This window comes from Collinsella sp. AF02-46-1 (genome assembly GCF_003465825.1).
Classification (GTDB): Bacteria; Actinomycetota; Coriobacteriia; order Coriobacteriales; family Coriobacteriaceae; genus Collinsella.
Genome location: NZ_QSBV01000004.1, coordinates 1 through 21208, shown reverse-complemented (window position 1 = coordinate 21208; position 21208 = coordinate 1). Strand labels below are relative to the sequence as shown.

The window sequence follows — 21208 nt, the reverse complement described above, 5'->3', positions numbered from 1 at the left end:
AGCAGCGAGGCTTTCGGGAGGCTCAAGCGGACAGGATTGCGCCGTGCCGGCAAAATACCAACACTCTACCTGCCGTCGTCCTGTTGCAGACTGTCCTGCTCGCTGAGGCGCGCCTGCCTGCTGGCCATGCGTGCGGGCTTGTCGGGATCGGGAACGGCCGTGGGCATGGGCTCGTCGACATGACCACCCCACCAGCCGCCCACAAAGCTGAGCGTGTGGAACACGTTGATCACGGCACCGGGATCAATGTCGCACACCAGCTTGATAATGTCCTGGCTCTCGTAGGTCGAGACAACGGCGTGCAGCAGGTACATCTTTTCGCGGCTATATCCGCCGATGACCTCGGCGCAACTAATGCCGTGCTGAAAATGGTCAACATAGGCGGTCATGACCTCGTCTGCCTTGCGCGTCGTGATCTGCAGCGTCACGCGGTCGTAGCGATGATAGAAGCTGTCGATGGTCTTGGTCGAAATAAATTGGAACACGATGGAGTACGCCGCGTTGTCCCAGCCAAACATAGAACCAAAGATCGCCAGGATAAAGCAGTTGAAACCAAAGATGACGCCCCAGATGGTCTTGCCGGTGTGGTTGGAAACCCACAGCGCGATAAAGTCGGTGCCGCCGGTGGATGCGCCGGACTTAAGCGCGATGGCGGCGCCCAGGCCCGAGACCACGCCGCCAAAAATAATGAGCATGATCTTGTCGCCCAAAAACGGGGCGAAGTGAAAGACGTTGAGGAACAGCGACGAGAGCACGACCTGCATCATCGAGAAGATGACGAAGCGCTTGCTAATGCCGCTCCAGCATAGGAGCGCCACGGGAATGTTGAGCGCGAGCATGCCGAGCGAGATGTCGATGTGAACGCCGCCCAGCGAGGTAACACGATCGAGCAGGACCGCGACGCCGGTGAGGCCGCTCGGAAGCAGATCGGCAGGCTGAATGAACGCCTGGATCAGAAATGTCTGGAGAACGGCGGAAATCGTGACCGCCACGGCAGTAATGGCGCGGCGGACGATGGCAAGGCGGCCGAGCACGAGCACGCGGTCCGTGAGCTGATCGATGGCGTTCGCCACGTAGGCTCCCTTCGAAGGCAGATATAGTTGTGGGGCATGCCCGCGATTGTAGCATGGAGCGTGCGGGGGCGCTTCAATTCACCCCCTCTCGACAACCAAAATGGGACCAGCAACCCCTACGACCAAAGGCCCAAATTCTAAGTGAGTAGACTTTTTACGATCTGCCGAGCACACCCAAAACTGCCACCTCTGTGACCTGCGGCTTTACTAAGGCAGATACGCTTTGTGCTCGGCATGTGCCAAAAAGTCTACTCACTTAGTCCGAGTCGAAGCCAAACGGATCTAAATTGAAGCCAAAATGAGCCAATCCACCGCAAGAGACGTGTGAATCCGCACTTCTTGCGGCGAATTGACGCTACAAAGCGGTCAGAATGTCGGCGAGGTTGTCGATGACGGCGTCGGCTCCCGTTTGGTCCAGGTTGACGCCCTCGTGCGGACGCAGTGCCAGGACGCGGGCGCCGGAGCGCTTGCCGGCCTCGATACCCAAAGGCGAGTCCTCGATAACCAGGCACTCGGCAGGCTCCATACCCAGCGCCTCCATGGCACGCAGGTAGATCTCGGGGTCGGGCTTAAACGCACTGCACTCGTGACCGCTGATGGTGTAGTCCAGTACGTCGGCGATACCCGCAATCTCCACCAGCTCGTCAATCAACTCACGATACGACGAGCTCGCGATGGCACACTTCACGCCGCGCTCGTGCAGCTCGCGCATCACCGGCTCCGTCTGCTCGTTGAGCAGCTCGGCATACGGAACGGGGTGGTCCGGGCTGTAGACCTGCTTGTACTCCACGCGCAGACGCTCGCGCAGCTCAATATCGTCGGGCACCAGCGCCTCCCAAATGGCAGGCTCGTTAGACCCCGAAAGATCGGGGATCTCGTCAAAGTGGAACCCCTTCTCCTCCATAAACGCCACGCGGCGACGGTTATAGAACCACTCGGTATCGACCAGCACGCCGTCCATATCAAACAGCACTGCCTTGATCATACGCATCTCCTCCCACCTGCCAAAAAGGGACAGGTTTATTTTGGTAGGTTTTATCTGGGGTTTTGCGGCGCGACGGGCGCGCCCTCCCCAGAGCAAAAAAGGGGACGGGGCGCAAACCCCATCCCCTCTAAATCAACCTGTAAGGTCTACTTACTTGTGATTAGTAGGAAAGCTTCCACATGTAGCGACGCATGGTCAGCGGGTGCTGACGGGCCTCGGCGATCTGGTTGCCGTACTCGCGCATAACGGCGAGGTGCAGCAGCGGGTTGAAGTAGGTGACGACGCTTGCCGGCACGGCGTCGGCCAGGCCGTAGTCCTTGGAGTCGATCAGAGCGACCTTGGCGCCCATGCGCTTAAGGAAGGTGAGGGCGCGAGCGTCCATCGGACGGGTGGCACCGTCGGACATGAAGAAGACGTAGGGCTTACCCTCGGTGGAAACCTCGAACGGGCCGTGGAAGTACTCGCCGGTGTTGTACGCGGCGGCGTCGATCCACTGCATCTCGGTGAACAGGAAGGCGGCGTGAGAATAAGCCATCTTCTCGGAGGCACCGGAGGCCATGAAGTAGATCATCTCGTCGTCCTTGAAGTCCTCGGCGAACTTCTTGGCGAGCTTCTTGCAGTGCTGAGCGGCGTTCTCGCAGAGATCGAAGACGTTGGTGAGGCCGGTGATCATGTCCTCGTAGTGGTCATAGCCCTCGGTCTGCTGAAGGATCTCGAGAGCAAGAGCGATGGCGTAGCCAGGCTTCTCGCACTTGGCAGCGTAGTTGGCGTGGAAGCCGTGGACGATGACGTGGTCGGCGTCGACGGTCAGAGCGGAGCCAGCCTTGTTGGTGAGGGAGACGACCGGGCAGTTGTGCTTCTTGGCGGTCTTGTTGGCCTCGACGGTCTCGGGCGTGGAGCCACCGAGGGAGCAGGTGATCACGAAGGTGTGCTCGTTGACCCAGGAGGGCGTGTCATAGTTGAACTCGTTAGCGGTGAAGATCTGAACGTTCAGCTTGTCCGTGTTGTTGGCCAGGAAGTACTTGGCGGGGTACAGGTCGGACATGGAAGCACCGCAGCCGACGAAGGCGACGCTGTGGATCTCGTGGTTGGACAGGACGTCAGCGACGATCTGCTTAGGGAGGTTAAGGTCGATCTCGTACATCTGACACATTCCTTTCGATTTTTGCGGCGCCACATTGCCGGGCGCTCGCAGGGTTACCGTGGTTTGGGCCGAGTCGCCGGCCCGTTGAGGATGTGACAAAGAGACTGCCCTTTGTCACGTATAGGGATGGAAGCCTGCCTGGGGTATGGGATGCCAGGCAGGCCCCCGGGGGAAAGCGGTTAGACGCTTGGTCGCGACTAGGCCAGGATGCCGGCCGCGGAGAGGGCGATGCCGCCCACGATGGCGATCACGAGAAGCCAACCGGTGTTGACGTTCTTCTTGATGAGCCAGTACATAAGGCCGGTGAGGCCAAGGGAGATCATCTGAGGCATCATGCCGTCCAGGATGTCCTGGATAACGACGGTGCCCTCAGCGAACTGCAGCGGGGTGGTGGCGCCGATCAGCGTAGCGATCATGCCGCCCACGGACATAAGACCCACGATGCCGCAGACATACATGAGCTTCTCCATGAGGTCGCCGCCCTGGAGCTTGCTCAGGTACTCGTGGCCACCCTGGTAGCCGATCTTGGCAGCGAACCACGTGATCAGCACGGAGGGCACAATGGAGATGAGCATGGCCAGGATCGGACCCATGATGGAGCCCTGCTGAGCCAGCTGAACGCCCAGGCCAAAGGCGATAACGCGGATGGTGCCCTGGAAGAAAGAGTCACCGATGCCGGAAAGCGGGCCCATGAGGGAGGTCTTGACCGCGTTAATCGAATCGGGATCGAAGTTCTCGGGATCCTTGGCGTACTCCTCCTCCATGGAGGCGGCGAGGCCTAGGACAAAAGCGCTCGTCTGCGGGGTGCAGTTGTAGAACGCCATGTGACGGTGGTAAGCCTCTTTCTTAGCAGCGAGCTGCTTGGGGTCGGACTCGTCCGGATAGAGGCGATCGAGCGTGGGGACCATGCCGTAGAGGAAGCCCATGTTCATCTGACGCTCGTAGTTCCAAGAGGCCTGGATGGCCCAGGAGCGCCAGAAGAACTGGCTGACCTTCTTGTTCAGGGACACGTCCTTGGTTGCGGTTGCCATAGTGTGTTCCTCCTTAGTCTTCGTCGTCTTCGAGCGGATCGTAGTCGGAATCGACACCGGCGGCTGCATGGGAACCGTTGAACTTGAAGCCCATGAAGACGACAGCCAGGCACACACCGATCAGAGCGACCGCGATGACGGACAGGTTGAGGTAAGCGGCGAGCAGGAAACCGATGAACAGGAACGGAGTCATACCCTTCTTGATCATCATGGTGAGCAGCAGGGCCAAGCCGTAGGCGGTCATGATCTTGGTCGAAACGTTAAGACCAGTGGACAGCCACTCAGGAACCATGTTGACGATGGCCTGAACCAGGTCGGTGCCAACAAAGACGGCGAGGAAGATCGGCAGGAAGTACATGATGGCGTACAGACCGGAGCCGGCGCAGATGTGCATACGGTAGGCGGTCTTGAACTTTCCGTTATCGATCGCGCTATCTGCCACATGGGTGAGGGCGGCGATGATGGAACGGAACACGATGCCGAGGAGCTGACCCAGGACGGCGACCGGGATGGCGATCGTCATGGCGGTCTCGGCGGAAGCATCGGTCAGGCACGCAAAGGCAGCGGCCACGATGCCGCCCAGGACCATATCGGGCGGAACGGCGGCGCCGACCTGCACCAGGCCCATGGACACGAGCTCGACGGCGGCACCGACGGCAAGGCCGGTGGGCACATCGCCCAGCAGCAGACCGACGAGCGTAGCGCCAACGAGGGGCTGCTCGAAGTTAAGACGACCGAGCAGGCGGGAGTCCCACATGCAGAACACGCCGACGAGGCCGACGAGCACCGCACTGATGAACGTATTCATACCCTTCTCCTTTCAGTCAGGCAAAAGCCTGGTTGATTACAGCTTGGCGTCGATGTCGACGCTCTGATACGTAGGGGTCTGCTGGACATAGAGCTTGATGCCCATGTCGAGCAGCTGGTTGACGTCGGCCTTCTGGGTGGCGTCGAGGAAGACGGAGCTGTCCTTGCCGCCGACCTGATCGGCACCGTCGTGGTTGGCGGTGGCGCCCAGGTTGATGGCGTCGAGCTTGTAGCCCTGACAGAACTGCAGCATCTCGGCAGTGTTGCCAAAGACGAACATGACGCGCTCGCCGAGGGTGTTGAGTTTATCCATCTTGGCGAGGGCACGCTCGACGGTGAAGACGTTCAGGCGCACGCCCTGGGGCTTGGCCAGCTTAAGAGCGCCCTTCTTGATGTCATCGTTGGCGGCAGCGTTGTCGACGACGATGATGCGCTCGGCCTGAACCTTGGTGGTCCAGGTAAAGACGACCTGGCCGTGCAGCAGACGGTAGTCAAGACGTGCGAGGACGATCTTGGCGGGACCGGAGCTGTGACGGGACGCCTTGGCCTTCTTGGCGGGAGCCGCGGCGGCCTCGACCGGTGCGTTGGGGTTGGTCAGACCGGTGCGGGCCTCGTTGATGAGGGCCGCGAGCTCGGCGCCCTTGACGGGGACGGGGCTCATAGCGAGCGTGAGCGCCAGCGGGATGTTGAAACCGCTGACAACCGTGAACTTCGTGCCGTTCTTGGAAAGCTCGACCATGTTGTTGTTGACCGAGCTGCCGAGCATATCGGTCAGCACATAGACGGTGTCGTCCGCGTTGAACGTGGCGATCATAGCCTCAACCTTATTGGTGATGGGCTCCTTGTCGTCACGAGCAAGCGACACGACGTGGACGTTCGACACGTCGCCGAGAACCATCTCGAGCGTGTCTTTGGCGCCTGCGGCCAGGCCGCCATGAGATGCGAGAATGATCTGATTCATCTTGCCTCCTCCTTTTCGTTATGGTCATTATAACGTCTTATACGTTGCTTATATTGCAAATTAGTATAAAGACCGTTCGCGGGTGAAAATCGACCGTTGACGGGTTTAACGTACTTGAAACGTTGGGGCTGGGTAGGCCGGCGCTGGCTGTATAACCCCAGGTCGGACGCCGCGCGCAATCCCTTATCGCACGAAGTACCAGGAGCTTTCCTGCACGGTGGGCTCCAGCGCAATGCCCGTGCGCTCCTTAAACAGATCCATGTCCTGCGATTTCTCCGTCCACCACGCGTTGGGCTTAAAGGTCATGCTCTCAACGACATGACCGACAAACACACTGTTGCGCAGCTTGGAGAAGTCGGTGTTCATAATCAGGATAGACGCGAGCACCAGCACGATGCCCAGGACTTTGATCGCACCGGCGGGCTCGGCGTAGACACCAATGCCCAGCAGTACGGTGACGACTGTCTCGAATGACATTACGACGGGAACTTTCGACGTCTCGAGCCCCATGGACAGGCCCTGCATATATAAGATGTAAGCCACGGCTGTGGGGATGAGTCCAAAGCCAAGGAACAGCAGTAGCAGCTGTGGCGACATTGCCGCGGCGACATCCGGCCACGGAGCCGCGATAGCTGCCATAACCGCACCGCCAAAAACAAAGCCCCAAAACGTGACGGCCAACGGGTGGACCGTCTTGGTTGCTATTCGGCTAAACACCGCGAGCGACGCACCACAAAGGCCCGCAATCACGCCCGACGTGACGCCCCAAACCGAAAAATGAAAACCGGAAAGGTCGCCATCGGTCACTGCAAGTACACAGCCACCGATGTTAAAAGCGATGGCAACGAGCTTGTTGGGAGTCACATCCTCGCGATAAAGTACGCGGCCGAGCATGACGCCAAACACCGGCGAGGTGTAGAGCAGCACCGAGGCCGTGGACATGCCCACCTCGCCCATGCACTCGTAATAAAGCGTGTTAGCGGTGGCGAGGCCGATAATGCCAAGAAGCGCACAAGGAACAAGCTCTTTAGGACTTGCCTTGAACAGTGCCAGGGGACCCGATGCCTTTCCCTCACGAGCACCTCCCTGGCAACCCATGAATGCCAAGACCGGAGCCATTAAGACGGCACCCGACAACAGGCGAAAGGCCGCCATGCTCTGAGACGTAACGCCCATGGCCGAGATGCCGTTTACAAAGATTCCGATGCTGCCCCACATAAGCGCGGCGATCAGCACCAGCACATAGCCCAGATTGCTCCTCTTCAACGCAGCCTCCTCGGTATTGTTTCCAATATGTTTCATACTACGTTATAGTCGTTATATACATTTTTCAAGACACAAATCGGCGAACGGGAAATCTCTTGAAACAAGGAGTGTCGCAGGTGCCGGCAGAAAGGGAACGTCCCCAAGTGCCGCTCTAGCAGTTGCGGTGAAATAGTTCTCAAACAGAGGCTTCACGCTCCCAAACAGGAACTATTCCACCGCAACTCATGAGGGGTATTGGGCTGTTAGGCCGCTCTATCCCTTAGTAATCCAGCTTCCACATGTAACGGCGCGTCATGTAATCCTTGTGGGTGACGGCGGAGAGCGCACGCATGTAGACGTTGTTGAGGATCGGGGCAAAGATCAGGTGGTTGAAGTATTCGCTCACGCTGTCCTTGATGTCGTTGAGGCCAAGCTCCTTGGCGTCGAGCTGATAGACGCGATCGCCACCGTACTGGTTGACGAAACGGATGCCGCGCTCGTCGTTGCAGCGGCTGCGGCCGACGCTGATGAGCTGGAACAGCGAGGTGCGCTTGTCCAGGATCTCGAAGGGGCCGTGGAAGAAGTCGCAGGTGTTGATGGTGCAGGAGTCGATCTGCAGCATCTCCTGCACGTTGCAGATGCTAAAGACGTAGGCGGCACCAAAGAGCGGGCCCTGAGCCATAACGTTGATGCAGGGCTTGTCGGCGTTCTGCTCGGCCCACTTGGCTGCGAGCGGACGGGTGTACTCGACGGCCTTGCGATAGATGGGATCGACCAGGTCGAAGGCGGCCATAGCGGTCTCGTACTCGGCATAGCCCTCGATCTGCTGCGTGAGCTCCATGGCGATCATGGTCACGACGGCGGAGTTGGTGCGGCCCATGCAGGACTCGTCGATGGCAAGGCTGTCGTACTGGATCTTGTAGTCGCAGACTTCGGTGAGGCCAGACTCGTCAACATAGATGGCGATGGTGCTGGCGCCGTGGTCCTTGGCGACCTGGGCGGCGACGATGGTCTCCTTGGTGCCGCGCATGGACACGACGACGGCCAGGGTGTTCTCGTTGACGTAGGCCGGGGTGGCGTGCACGAACTCGTTGCTGGTGTAGCTGGAGCTCACGACCTGCGTGGCCTCGTGCTCCATAAAGTACTGGGCAGGATAGTTGCCGCCGTTGGATCCGCCGGCGCCAATCCACACGACGCGCTTGATGCCGCCCTTGTCTGCCTTGTCAGCCAAAACCTGAGAGACGACGTCCTTAACCTGTTCCTGAGTAGTCATCGTGCATCAGCCTTTCTTCTCGTTTGATGCTCTTGATGGCATACAAGTTACATACATGTTTTGGTTATGTCGACTAGTTGTATGCTATATTTGTCTTAGATATTTTGCTGGTAAAGTTTTCGGCAATCCATTATCAGCGGTTTTGTTGTCATGTTGGATACATGCTTGGTTCAGTAAGCATACAGGTTAGATACAGATTGTTCGCATGAGCACTTCGTCGAAAAAGAACTTGGCCCAATACGAGCGTCTGGCGGGTACGCTGCGTGACCGCATCGCCGCCGGCATCTACGCACGCGGAGACAAGCTGCCGTCCGAGATGGAACTCATGGACGAATCGGGGCTTTCGCGCAGCACCGTGCGCCACGCGCTTAAGGTGTTAGTTGACGAGGGCCTGATTCGTACCGAGCGCGGGCGCGGCGCCTTTGTGGCCGAAACGCCAGCGCTCCACGAGAACAACCTGGTGTTTTCGAGCTACACGGCACAGGTCCAGGGCCAGGGCATGAAGCCCACCACGCGCACGGTGGACTCGGGCTTTGCCAAGGCAACGGGCAACGTGGCCAAGTTCTTCGATGCCGCCGTGGGCAGCAAGCTCGTCAAACTTGTCCGCCTGCGTTATCTGGACGATGCGCCACTGTGCCTGGAAACCACCTATCTACCGCCGAGCTTTGAGGCACTCATCGATCGCGATATCAACGGTTCGCTCTACGCCACGCTGCGCCAAGAATTCCATCGCGCGCCGGCACAGGGACATAAGACCTTTGAGGTGTGCTATGCCTCACAAAACGAGGCGTTTTTGCTCAACGTTGAGCGTGGGCAGGCGTTGATCTTGATCACCGACTACGTCTACGACACCGACGGCCGCCCGCTCCATGTCTCCAAGCGTATCCAACGCACCGACCGCGCCAAATACACCGAGCCCATCGGCTAGCGCACCAAACGAGGCAAAATGTACCTAATAAACGTTTTACCTGCGGTTTTTATTAAATCTCAAGCCAGCATGGCGCAAGTGCCGGCATCGCCTGGCAATACGCGCCGTCCAAGCTCAACTGTTCCTGCTCAGAATATCCAGCACCGTAAACCTAAGTGAGTAGACTTTTCGCGACCTGCCGAGCACACCCAAAACAGCCGCCTCCGTGACCTGCGGTTTTACTAAAACAGATACGCTTTGTGCTCGCTTTGCGCCAAAAAGTCTACTCACTTAGCTCGCAAGGCGTCCCGAAGGGACGATTCAGGTCAAAATAGCGTACGAACGCTGCACTTCTTGCGGCGATTTGATACCGCAAGACAGCCAAAAACCTGTCCCTATATGGTAGGTTTGAAACCTTGGACGACAAGTGCGGGGAACCAGGTTGGTTTGGGTTGGTTGGGTGTGCGCTCGGCCAGGACCAGCTCCATCCAGCACATGTCGTACCAGCGGCCGAACTTTTGGGCACAGCGGTCAAAGGCGCCCACTAGGCGGTAGCCCATATGGGCATGGAAGTCCTGACTGTTGTGCGTCAGATACTCGTCGTCCTTGTCGTGCGGCACGGCGATGAGCGCGCACATGTTGGTGATGCCCATCGCGATCAGGCATTGCTTGAGCGTATCGTGCAACTTGCGGCCCAGCCCGCCGTGGCGCACGTCGCGCGCCAGGTAGATCGATGTCTCGACCGACCAGTCGTATGCCTCGCGGCTGTTGAGCGGACTCACATAGGCATAGCCCACCGGACGCCCGTCCAACTCCATCACCAAATACGGATAGCGCTTGAGCGTACGCTCGATGCGCCCGGCGAACTCCTCAACGCTCGGCACCTCGTATTCGCAGGTAATCGCCGTCTGGCGCACATATGGCTCATAGATGGCAAGCAACGCCGGAGCATCATCGGGCGTCGCCAGGCGAATCGTCGGCTCGGACATCTCGGTCATACAACCCTTCTCCCACAAAAGCAAAGGCCACCCTGCGCCAAACCCAAGCGCAAGGCGGCCCTCGTCATTGCATCAAGCTACAGGACAGCCGCCAATGCGTCGATGTCCTCCTGCGTCGTGGCCCAGCTGGTGCAAAAGCGCACCACTGTGTGGGTCTCATCGCACTTTTCCCAATACTCGATCGAGGCATGCTCGCGAATGCGAGCCATGTCCTCGTTGGGCAGAATCACGAACTGCTGGTTGGTCGGCGTCTCCAAGAAGAACTGGTAGCCGCGCTCGTGCAGCACGCGACGCAGCGCCTGAGCGGTCTCGATCGCCTGACGGCCGATCTCAAAATATAGGCCATCGGTAAAGAGCGCCTCAAACTGGACGCCCGTCAGGCGGCCCTTGGCCAACAGCGCGCCGTGCTGCTTAATGCGCGGAATGGGATGCGCCGGAGCATGCATGCCGCAAAACACCACGGCCTCGCCGCACAGAGCGCCGCACTTGGTGCCACCGATGTAAAACACGTCGCACAGCTGCGCCAGCTCGGGCAGGGTAATGTCGCACTCATCGGCCGCCAGCGCATAGGCCAGGCGGGCGCCATCCACAAACAGCGGAATCTCGCGCTTCTGGCACACCGCATGAATCGCCGCGAGCTCGGCCTTTGAGTACAGCGTGCCGTACTCGGTCGATAGGCTCACGTACACAGCGCCCGGGAACACCGTGTGCTCGTAGCTCTCGTTTTCGTAGAACACCTGGATATAGTTCTCGAGGTCCTCGGCGTGCATCTTGCCCTCGTAGCCGGGGATGGTGAGCACCTTGTGGCCGCCAAACTCGATAGCGCCTGCCTCGTGACAGGCGACGTGGCCAGTCTCGGCAGCAACGACGCCCTCGTAGGGCGCAAGCAGCATGTCAATCACCGTCGCGTTGGCCTGCGTGCCGCCCACCAGAAAAAACACGTCGGCATCGGGGGCCTGACAGGCCTCGCGGATAAGCTGCTTGGCACGCTCGGTGTGCGCATCGGTACCGTAGCCGGGCTGCGGCTCCATGTTGGTGTCGACGAGTGCCTGCAGCACTGCCGGATGTGCGCCGTGGGAATAGTCGTTGTTAAACGCGAGCATGGCAATCCTCTCTAGCCGGGCACGGGCCCGATGATTCAAACGGGGCTATTGTACGCCGTTGGGATAGACAATGCGCGCGGCAAGGCACTCAAGCGCCAGCACCAGGGCAAAGCCGCAGCTCACGTCGCTCAAAAAGTGCGCTCCGATCACGATACGACCAAAGGCGACGAGCGCCGCAACCACAGCCGCCGCCCAAAAGACCACGCGACGGCGCGAGGGCTTTTCTTTAAAGGCCGCCGCGGGAAGCCCGGCGAGCATAAGGCCGGTCGCCGCGTGCGCCGTATGTCCGCTCGCAAACGACTTGAAGCCGTCCTTGATCACGCCGGCGGCGATATAAGTCCACTTGTCGGGGTTGCCGATCACCCACCACGGCTGAAAATTGAGCCCCGGCGTGACCTCGATCACGCGCATGCGCGGGCGCGACCACAGCGGCTTGACGATCACGTTGAGGATAATGGCCTGAGCAACCCACACGGCAAGTACCATCAACGCCCAGCGCGTGAGCTCGTCGGACTCGGTCGTGCGCGTAAGGCGATAGACGATAAGGTTGGCGGCGATAACCAGCACAAACGTCAGCACCAACTGAACAGCGATGAGTTTGCCGCCAACCTTCAGGGACGAGACGATCTCGTAGCCGGCCAGGCCAACGTTGACGAGGATGCCGAGCACGGCGAGCCATTTGCTCCCCCTGGAGTCAGGACGCGCCGCGCGCACGAGCATAACGCCCGCGACGCTTGCCGTCAGCTCGAACGGAAGCTCGCCGGCGGCCTCGATAAAGCGGCCGTACATGCTGCCGATGTTGAACAGCGCGCTCGAGATCTGATAATCGAAGAAACTGCCTACGCCCAGACAAAGGCACAGGACAACCGCGATCATGGCGACATCTTTCTTATAGATGTATCCGAACATGCTTTCCTTTCGATGGAACCAGAGTGCCTAAATGGGCTGTTTGCAGCGTCGACCCGTTAGTCGTCGTCGCTCGCACCCAACTGCTGCAGCAGCATGAGCGCCGCGGCCACGGGGCCGGTGCCGTCGTTGGCGTCGAGGCCACGACCCAGGCCGCTGCCCGCGCCGGCGCCCGCCTTGTAGGGCACCGACAGCTTGCGGCTCTTGGGGAAGTTCACCGCGCCATAGCGGGTCTTAAGCTCAAAGGCCACCTTCTTGGGCACGTCGACGCCCAAAAACGTGATGCGACCGCCGCTGAGCGTGACGCTCTCGAGCCCCAGGCGCTCGCCGCGAATGCGGATTCGTGCGCGATTGAACAGGTTGAGTCCCGCCAACGGCAGCTCGCCATGCGCGGCCTCGGTCTCTTCCTGCACCTCATCGATGCTCTCCAGGTCCTCGGCCGCTGCGAGCTTACGGTACACGAGCACGCGCTGATCCACCGCCGGCAGGTACTCCTCGGACAAGAAGTAGTCGGCCGGCAGGTTAATGCCCACGCTCGCCGCCTCCACGCCGGCATCGTCATCGCCGCGCGCCTCGGCCACGGCCTGGCCCAGCATCTGCGTAAACAGGTCAAAGCCCACGCTCGACAGGTTGCCGTGCTGCTCGGCGCCCATAAGCGAGCCGGCGCCGCGAATCTCCAGGTCGCGCATGGCGATGCGCATGCCGCTGCCCAGGTCCTGGAACTCGGCAAGTGCGGTCAGGCGCGCCGTCGCCTCCTCGGTGAGCGGCAGCTCGCCCGGGAACATAAAGTACGCGTAGGCCTGCGTGGCAGAGCGACCCACGCGGCCCTTGAGCTGGTAGAGCTGCGCCAGGCCAAGGCGCTGCGAATCCTCGATGATCAGCGTGTTGGCAGTCGCGTTGTCGATGCCGCTCTCCACGATGGTCGTGGCGATGAGCACGTCGATCTTTTTGGTCGCGAACTCAATCATCACGTCCTCGACCTCGCGCGGGCTCATCTTGCCGTGCGCCACGCCCACGCGCGCCTCGGGCGCGGCCTCGTGCACGCGCGCCACGGCATCGTCGATGGTCTTGACGCGGTTGGACACGTAATACACCTGACCGCCGCGGCCCACCTCCAGGCGAATCGCCGCGCTCACCACGTCGGGGTCGTACTCCCCCACGTGCACGATCACGGGACGACGCCCGGTCGGCGGTGTGGTGATCAGGCTCATGTCGCGCACGCCGCTCGTGGCCATCTGCATGGTTCGCGGAATAGGCGTTGCCGAGAGCGTGAGCACGTCGATTTGCTCGCGCAGGTTCTTGAGCTGCTCCTTGTGCTGCACGCCAAAGCGCTGTTCCTCGTCGATGATCACCAGGCCCAGGTTCTTGGGGTTCACATCGGCCGAAAGCAGACGATGCGTGCCGATGAGCACGTCGATCGTGCCCTCGGCAAACGCCTTGAGCGCGCGCTTCTGCTGCGCCGGGGTGCGGAAGCGGCTGAGCACCTCGACCTCGAGGCCAAACGGGGCAAAGCGCTCAAAGAACGTCTCGTAGTGCTGCTGGGCCAGAATGGTCGTGGGGCAGAGCACCATGACTTGGCGGCCGGAGTCCACGCACTTAAACGCCGCGCGCAGGGCGACCTCGGTCTTGCCGAAACCCACGTCGCCGCACAGCAGGCGGTCCATGGGCTTGGGCGCCTCCATGTCGGCCTTAATATCGGCGATGGCTTCCAGCTGGTCGCGCGTCTCGTCGTAGGGGAAGCTCTCCTCCATCTCGATCTGCTCGGGCGTATCGGGCGGACAGGCGATACCGGTAATCGACGAGCGGCGCGTATACAGGTCGACCAGGTCAAACGCCAGCTTTTTGGCGTTCTTGCGTGCCTTGTTGGTGGCACGCGTCCAGTCGGCGGTATTGAGCCTGGTCAGGCGCGGCTTGTCGCCGTCGGGGCCAACATAGCGTGTGATGCGGTCGACCTGCTCAAGCGGCACGTAGAGCTTGTCGCCGTCGGCATATTCCAGCAAAAAGTAGTCGCGCTCCTTGCCGCCCACTTCCTGGCGCGCGATCTCGCTAAAGAGTGCGATGCCGTGGGTAGCGTGCACCACGTAGTCGCCCGGCTTAAACGGGAACGTGATCTGCGTAATGTCCACCTTGCGACGGCTGCGCGCGCGGTTGGCGTCCATGCGGGCGTTGAGGTCGGCGATCGAGAACACGGCCAGGTTGGCATCGGGCACCACCACGCCCTGCGGCAGGGCGGCATCGACAAAGGTCACGCGTCCGCGCGAGATGGTGGGCACGGCGGCGCCGGCGGCAGCCTGGGCGGCACCCGCCTCGAGCGAGCGGGCGTTAAGCGCGTCGGCCTTGCGCTCGCGAATCGAGGCATGAGCATCCTGGCGGGCAGCACGATCGGCAGAATCTGCCGCCGCCACGCGTACGCGGTCGCCGATAACGCCGGCGTTTTCGGGGGCGGCCGTCAGCGACTCCTCAAAGGTGATGCCCTCGTCGCCAAAGGTGAGCTCCATCGACTCGCGCGCACCGCGGTCGGGAATGGCAAACACGCAGGCATAGCGCTTGCCCACGACCTCCTGAATGCGCGTCATAAAGCGATTGTCCGAGCCCGCAATGGCCGGCTGCTCAATCTTGAGCTCGGCTGTAACCGCACCGCCGGCACGAATCAGGCTCACGTAGTTCAGGCGCTGCTGAGCACCAAAGTCGAGCTGTTGGGCACGCACGTACAGGCCGTCCAGACGGTCAATCCCCGCCTCGCCGGCACGGGCCTCGATATCCTCGTAGGCGCGCAGGCAGTCATCGAACAGCGAGCGCGGCTCGGACAGGACCACAAGCGCCTTGCCGCTCACGTGCGCCAACGGGCTCACGGTCTGGCCGTACATCACCGGCAAAAAGCGGTCGAGCTCGGGCGTGACGATGCGCGCGTCCACCATCTCGAGCAGCGCCGCCAGCTTGCTATCGCTCTGGCTGGCGCGATAGAGCGCCACATGCATGTTGTGGACGGCCTCGTCGGTGAGCGCCAGCTCGCGGCACGGGAAGATCTCGATGCTGTCCTCGTTGCCGATGGTTTGACCCGTAGAGCTCACCATGCGGCGGATGCGGTCGATCTCGTCGCCAAAGAACTCAATGCGCACGGGTGCTTTTTCCTGCGCGGGGAACACCTCGACGGTATCGCCGTGTACACGGAACAGGCCGGGCGCGTCGGCGGCACCTGCATTGGTGTAGCCCATGCCCACCAGGCGCTGCGGCACCTCGTCGAAGGGAATCTCCTCGCCCACCGCAAAGGTGGTGGACTCCCAATAGCGGCTCTCGACCGGCGGCACGCAACGCAGTAGCGCGCGGGCCGAGGCGACCATGATGCAGTTATCGCCGCGCACGATGCGCCCTAAAGCCTCGCAGCGTTGGGCCACCACGGCGTCGTCGGGCGCCTGCTCACGCCATGGATAGTCTTTGCGCTCGGGAAAGCGGCACACATGCGCCAGACCCACATAGGCGGCCAGGCTGCGCGCGGCGCGATCGGCCGCGTCCTCGCCGCTCACGATGTAGACCGTGGGACGCGGACGGCGCGCAAACTGAGCTGCCGCCATGAGCGTGCGGCCCGACTGCGACACGGCCAGCGTCACGTCCTCGCCGGCATCGAGTCCGGCCTCGACGGTCTGCAGTGCCTCGGCAGTGTAGAGCTGCGCGGCTATACGGTGAATGAGCATGTGGTCCTCCGGCATCGCAACGCCAAAAGCCCGCCGGGGCAGGCTCGGCGGGTCGTACATCAAAACTATTGTTTGTCATGGTAACGCATGGGGCGGACGCGCCGGCGCGCACCGGGCAGCTACCCCAAAACGCGCACGCTGGGGCACAAATCTGCCAGCGGACACTCGTCACACTTGGGTTTGCGGGCGTCGCAGATCTCGCGGCCAAAGGTGATCCACTGATGGTTGACCGACTCCCAATACTCGTGCGGCAAAATCTTGAGCAGATCCTGCTCGGTCTTGAGCGGTTCCTTGGCATGCGTCTTGGGACTCAGCATCAGGCGGTGCGCAATGCGGTTGACGTGCGTGTCCACCGCAATACCCTCCACGATGCCATACCCCACGTTGAGCACGATGTTCGCCGTCTTGCGTCCCACGCCCGGCAGCTTCACGAGTTCCTTCATGTCGGCCGGCACCTCGCCGTCATAGTCGGCGACGATCATCTGCGCGGCCTCGACGGCATGCTTGGCTTTGCTCTTGTAGAAGCCGAGCGACTTGATGGTGTCTGCCACGTCAGCTACGCTCGCCCCGGCCATGGCCTCGGGCGTGGGCCACTGGGCAAACAGCCGCGGCGTCACCTTGTTGACCTGCGCATCGGTCGTTTGCGCCGAAAGCAGCACCGCGATCAGCAGGCGGAAGGGATTCTCGTGGTCCAAAAAGCACTCGACCGGGCCATAGCGACGGTTGAGGCGCTCACACACCTCGATGGCGCGCTCGCGCTTGGCGGCATTGGTCTCGCGTGGCATAACGACTCCTCGGCTCAACGGCACAATAAACTTATGGGCACAATTGTCCCACGTCCGAGACGTTTACGCCTCCAAGAATGCGCCGGTCTGACGGCTCCACAGGCTCGCGTACTCGCCGCCCGCCTCGACGAGCTGCACATGCGTGCCGTCCTCGACGATCTCGCCATCCGCCAGTACCACGATGCGGTCGAGCGCCGCCACGGTGGACAGGCGATGCGCCACCACAATGGAGGTGCGGCCGCGCATCAGGTTCTCGAGAGCTTCCTGCACCAACGCCTCGGACTCGCTATCGAGGGCAGACGTCGCCTCGTCGAGTACCAGAATCGGCGCGTCGGTGAGGATGGCACGGGCAATGGCCACGCGCTGGCGCTGGCCGCCCGAAAGCTTGACGCCGCGCTCGCCCACCATGGTGTCAAAGCCATGGGGTAGGCGGTCGATAAACTCCAGGGCATTGGCCAGGCGCGCCGCCTCGCGAATTTGCTCGTCGGTGGCGTCGGGGCGGCCGTAGGCGATATTCTCGCGAATGGAGCGGTGGAACAGCAGCGCCTCCTGCGGCACGTAGGCAACCTGGCGGCGCAGGCTCTGCTGCGTGCAGCGCGAGACATCCTGACCGTCCACGAGTACGCGGCCGCCCTGAACATCGTCCAGGCGCAGCAGCAGCTTGGTGAGCGTCGTCTTGCCCGAGCCCGATTTACCCACCAGGCCCACGCGCTGGCCCGCCGGCACATGGAGCGTCAGGTCGTCGAACACGCTATCGCCCGCCGCGGCGTCACGGTATGCAAAGCTCAAGTGCTCAAAATCGATCGCGCCCTCGGTCACTTTGAGCTCGGGAGCATGCTCGTCGTCCGCCACCAGGCGCGGCTCGTCCAGCACGCGCGTCATCTCGGCGGCGTCACCCAGCGCGCGGTTAATGCGCTGCATCATGGAACTCACGTAGTTCAGACGCATGGTGAGGTTATACGTGTAGGTAAAGATCATGACGAGCGAGCCGGCCGAGATGCCAAACCACGCGTTGCCGCCCGCCACGAACACACTCACCACGGCCATGGTGATGACGATAAGGCCCGAGGTCGTAAAGTTGCGCTGCATCATGGCGTGCATCGATACCGTTTCGGCATCGCGCGCGGCACGGTCGGCGGCATCGAACAGGTCGCGCTCAAAGTCCTCGCGCCCGCAGGTCTTGACAGCCAGGATGTTCGTGACCGCGTCGGACAGCACGCCCGAGAGCTTGTTTTGCGCGGCGGACGTCGCGGCCGAAAGCGGCATGATGTGCTTGTACATAAGCCAGACAAACGCGATGTAGACGACCATGATGCCCACCAGGATCACGGTAAATGTGGGCACCACCGGAGCGAGCGCCGTCACCGTGCAGACAACCGAGGTGATGGTGGGAATGAGCGAATACACCGTCACGTCGACCAGACCCGTGTAGCCGCTCATAAAACGGCTCGTCTGGCTCACGAGCGATCCGCCAAAGCGGCTGGTGTGGAATGTCATGGATTGGTTGGAGAGCGTGTCGAAGCACAGACGCGCCAGGTGATAGTTGCCCGCAATCTCGAGCTTGTAGACGGTGTAGTCCTGCAGCTTGGAGAGGATTTGACCCACCAGGTTAACGAGCACGAGCGCCAGGATATAGGGGGCGAAGACCTCAAACACCTGGTCACCCGCCACGGGACCGGCTTGAATGCGGTCGACAATGAGGGCCATCACATAGGTATTGGCAAACGTCAGCAAAAAGATGTAGCCCGCCGACGAGAGCACCGAGAGAAAGACAATCAGCGGCTGTGTGCGCGTGACACCCCAAAACCGCTGCAGCGTGCGGCGCACGGTGGAGCGGCTGAGCGGACTGGTGCTTCTCTGAGACATGGGCTTCCTTTCGCATCTGATAGGGCGAAACGCCATTGTTGCACATTGAAGCGCACTTCAGGCAAGCGCGATGCGAAAAGCGGTGGGGCACCCGCGTTTACGCCGGCGCCCCACCGTCTTGTTGCAATTAGCCCTCGTCTTCTTGATCTGTGGGAAGGCCCGCGGGCGTGAGTCCCAAGATCTCATCGGCTTGGTCGGCATCTTCCAGCGCGTCGATGTCCTTGAGTTTGCGCTCCATGACGTTGGTGCGCGTGGTGATGATGCCCTCGACCGTTTTGCCCGCGGTCTCGATCTGCTGCTGGGCGCGGCGCAGCGCCGCCTGATAGCGCGGTAGTTCGGCCTTGACGGCGGAAAGCACGCGTAGCACGTCGTCGGTGCGCTTTTGCAGCCTAAACGTCTGGTAGCTCATCTGCAGGCTGTTGAGGATGGCCGCCATGGTGCTGGGGCCGGCAACGTTGACGTGATAGTCGCGGCCCAGGGTCTCGATAAGCCCAGGGCGCGTGACGACCTCGGCGTACAGGCCCTCAAACGGAACGAACAGAATGCCAAAGTTGGTGGTCGCGGGCACGCTCAGGTACTTTTCGCAGATGTCCTTTGCCTCGCGCTTCACCATGGTGTCGAGCGTCTTGCGCGCGGCGGCGACGGCCTCCGCGTCGCCCGACTCCTGAGCGTCGAGCAGATGCTCATACGCATCGCCCGGGAATTTGGAGTCGATTGGCAGCAGCACGGGGTCTCCCTCGTCTACCGGCAGCTTGACGGCAAACTCAACGCGCTCCGAGGCGCCGGGCTTGGTGGCGACGTTTTCCAGATACTGGTCGGGCGTAAGGATGTCCGCCAGGATCGCGCCCAGCTGCACCTCGCCCAAAATGCCACGCGCCTTGACATTGCCCAGCACGCGTTTAAGGTCGCCCACGCCGGTGGCGATAGATTGCATATCGCCCAGGCCCTTATACACGGCCTCGAGCTGGTCGCTCACCTGCTTAAACGATGCCGACAGGCGATCGTTGAGCGTACGGGAGAGCTTCTCGTCCACCGTCGCACGCATCTGATCGAGCTGCACGTTGTTGTCTTTGCGGATGGCGCCCAACTGGGCATCGACCGTCTCGCGCACCTTGTCCAGGCGGTGCTCGATGCCTTCGCGGTTGGCGCCAAGCTGTTGGGCCGTCTCGCGGCGCAGGTCATCCATACGGTCACCCGCCTGCGAGAACTCGCGCGCAATGGTCAGGTAGCGCTGCTGCTCTACGGCGGCGTCGGTCGTCTGCTGCTGCGCGATGGCATTGGCCGTGCGGCGGGTTTCGGCCAACGCGACGTTCAGGGTGTCGAGCGTGCTGTTGGCCTGCTCGAGCGCTGCCAGCGTTTCCGCGCTACTGTCGCCACGCTCCCGCAACTCGGCACGCAGGCTCTTGAGCTGGAGGGCGCAAGCCACAGCAACCCCCACCGCCACCAAGGCGATCACAACAAGCACAATATCAATAGCAGACATAAACTCCGCCCAACAAACCCAATCGAGCACCAATCAAAACCGCGATCAATCTTACCCTGTCAAACGCAGCTCATGTCCAATCGAGCGCAGACAAGTTACCTTTGCGCTATGGGTGCTGGTCCGCTAGCTCTCCCAGCTGGCGCGGATGGTTGCTGCGACATCCCCCAAGCGCTGACCAAGAGCTGCCAAGTGCTGAAGTACCTCATTGGGCGAGGCGCCGTTGAGGATGCACGTGAGGGCATATGAGGCCAAGAAGATTGTCGCGAGCCCCAGCGGAATCAGCACGATCATCGCCAGCGTACGCAGGCGCTGGGCCCAGCGACGGTGACGCGCACGACGTTTATCGAACGCGAGCTCCTGTGCATATGAATCCTGCTGTACGGAATAGGCCTCTGGCGCCGATTCACACCCGGGCACAGCTGCAGGTACAGCAGCGGGCACGACATTTTGCGCAAAGGGCTGGGCTGCCGCCCCTTGCATTTGCATCTCCATGAGCCGTTGCTGCTGACGCAGCATGCGCTCAGCTTGTTGCTGCGGAGTCTCAAGAAACAGATCCATGCTGGCCTCCAAAATCGGAGCATTCGACGCTTACGACCAGCATCCCGCACCGCCATGACCGCGACAACGCAATCGCCGGCAATAGCCACAAAGTTTCTTTTGCTCAAAAGCTGTCGAAAAGCTCAACAACTCCTCTACCAGCACTTTCTCTGAGCTTTTTTCGCCAACAATCTTTTGGCCTTCCACCCTTACGCCAACTGACCAAAATCTAACCAAAAGCTTGACGAAAATTGTGGGGACAGGGACCCCACACAAAAACGTGCCGCCCCAAAAGGGGCGGCACACAAACTTCTAATCAGCTTTTCAGTAACGAGCACGCGACGACCCGAAGCCGGAGCGCAGGGCGGGAGGCCGGATCGCCTTCCCTCAACGCGACCCTGCGGAGCCGTGA

At 61.1% G+C, this 21208-nt stretch carries 17 protein-coding genes; 1 reads left to right on the top strand and 16 read right to left on the bottom strand.

Translation table 11 applies throughout. From position 1 onward, the window contains the following. Positions 1-65: 65 nt before the first annotated feature. The 8 genes from DWV20_RS02495 to DWV20_RS02460 all read right to left on the bottom strand — a co-directional run bounded on the left by DWV20_RS02495 (position 66) and on the right by DWV20_RS02460 (position 8519). Positions 66-1073 (bottom strand): YitT family protein, encoded by a 1008-nt coding sequence (locus DWV20_RS02495; protein WP_118256307.1) that lies wholly within the window; start codon positions 1071-1073, stop codon positions 66-68. 355 nt (positions 1074-1428) lie between these two features. Continuing rightward, complete coding sequence (locus DWV20_RS02490) at positions 1429-2058, bottom strand: HAD family phosphatase (RefSeq protein WP_158566291.1); 630 nt, start codon at positions 2056-2058, stop codon at positions 1429-1431. Between the two features lie 160 nt (positions 2059-2218). Next, positions 2219-3202, bottom strand: coding sequence for an SIS domain-containing protein (locus DWV20_RS02485; RefSeq protein ID WP_233539757.1), 984 nt, complete (start codon positions 3200-3202; stop codon positions 2219-2221). 197 nt (positions 3203-3399) lie between these two features. Next, a complete protein-coding gene (locus tag DWV20_RS02480; protein ID WP_055252122.1) occupies positions 3400-4233 on the bottom strand; it encodes a PTS system mannose/fructose/sorbose family transporter subunit IID in 834 nt (277 codons plus the stop codon). 13 nt (positions 4234-4246) lie between these two features. Next, positions 4247-5041: a PTS sugar transporter subunit IIC gene (locus DWV20_RS02475; protein ID WP_022095161.1), complete on the bottom strand. Its 795-nt coding sequence runs from the start codon at positions 5039-5041 to the stop codon at positions 4247-4249. 36 nt (positions 5042-5077) lie between these two features. After that, positions 5078-6001, bottom strand: coding sequence for a PTS mannose/fructose/sorbose transporter subunit IIAB (locus DWV20_RS02470; RefSeq protein ID WP_117746781.1), 924 nt, complete (start codon positions 5999-6001; stop codon positions 5078-5080). A 183-nt stretch (positions 6002-6184) separates the two neighbouring features. Next, a complete protein-coding gene (locus tag DWV20_RS02465) occupies positions 6185-7267 on the bottom strand; it encodes a DMT family transporter (protein WP_158566289.1) in 1083 nt (360 codons plus the stop codon). A gap of 259 nt (positions 7268-7526) precedes the next feature. Then, positions 7527-8519 carry an SIS domain-containing protein gene (locus tag DWV20_RS02460; RefSeq protein ID WP_117757528.1) on the bottom strand — a complete coding sequence of 331 codons (993 nt, stop codon included), beginning with the start codon at positions 8517-8519 and terminating at the stop codon, positions 7527-7529. A gap of 205 nt (positions 8520-8724) precedes the next feature. On the opposite strand from DWV20_RS02460, the gene DWV20_RS02455 reads away from it, so the two are divergent. Continuing rightward, the gene (locus DWV20_RS02455; protein WP_117757527.1) at positions 8725-9447 is read left to right on the top strand and encodes a GntR family transcriptional regulator; all 723 of its coding nucleotides are present in this window, start codon (positions 8725-8727) and stop codon (positions 9445-9447) included. Between the two features lie 374 nt (positions 9448-9821). Here DWV20_RS02455 and DWV20_RS02450 read toward each other — a convergent pair whose 3' ends face one another. The 8 genes from DWV20_RS02450 to DWV20_RS02415 form a co-directional block, all read right to left on the bottom strand. Beyond that, positions 9822-10424 carry a GNAT family N-acetyltransferase gene (locus DWV20_RS02450; RefSeq protein ID WP_118256303.1) on the bottom strand — a complete coding sequence of 201 codons (603 nt, stop codon included), beginning with the start codon at positions 10422-10424 and terminating at the stop codon, positions 9822-9824. Positions 10425-10501: 77 nt separating this feature from the next. Continuing rightward, the gene (locus tag DWV20_RS02445; protein WP_118256302.1) at positions 10502-11527 is read right to left on the bottom strand and encodes a low specificity L-threonine aldolase; all 1026 of its coding nucleotides are present in this window, start codon (positions 11525-11527) and stop codon (positions 10502-10504) included. A 45-nt stretch (positions 11528-11572) separates the two neighbouring features. Next, positions 11573-12436: a phosphatase PAP2 family protein gene (locus DWV20_RS02440; protein ID WP_118256301.1), complete on the bottom strand. Its 864-nt coding sequence runs from the start codon at positions 12434-12436 to the stop codon at positions 11573-11575. Positions 12437-12492: 56 nt separating this feature from the next. Beyond that, positions 12493-16125 carry a transcription-repair coupling factor gene (mfd, locus tag DWV20_RS02435; protein WP_118256300.1) on the bottom strand — a complete coding sequence of 1211 codons (3633 nt, stop codon included), beginning with the start codon at positions 16123-16125 and terminating at the stop codon, positions 12493-12495. 119 nt (positions 16126-16244) lie between these two features. Beyond that, positions 16245-16910 carry an endonuclease III gene (gene nth, locus DWV20_RS02430; RefSeq protein ID WP_117646623.1) on the bottom strand — a complete coding sequence of 222 codons (666 nt, stop codon included), beginning with the start codon at positions 16908-16910 and terminating at the stop codon, positions 16245-16247. Between the two features lie 63 nt (positions 16911-16973). After that, entirely contained in the window at positions 16974-18776 is a 1803-nt protein-coding gene (locus DWV20_RS02425) for an ABC transporter ATP-binding protein (protein ID WP_118256299.1), read from the bottom strand. A gap of 127 nt (positions 18777-18903) precedes the next feature. Further along, entirely contained in the window at positions 18904-20259 is a 1356-nt protein-coding gene (locus tag DWV20_RS02420; protein ID WP_118256298.1) for a DNA recombination protein RmuC, read from the bottom strand. Between the two features lie 123 nt (positions 20260-20382). Beyond that, positions 20383-20817, bottom strand: coding sequence for a hypothetical protein (locus tag DWV20_RS02415; protein WP_117646626.1), 435 nt, complete (start codon positions 20815-20817; stop codon positions 20383-20385). Positions 20818-21208 lie beyond the last annotated feature (391 nt).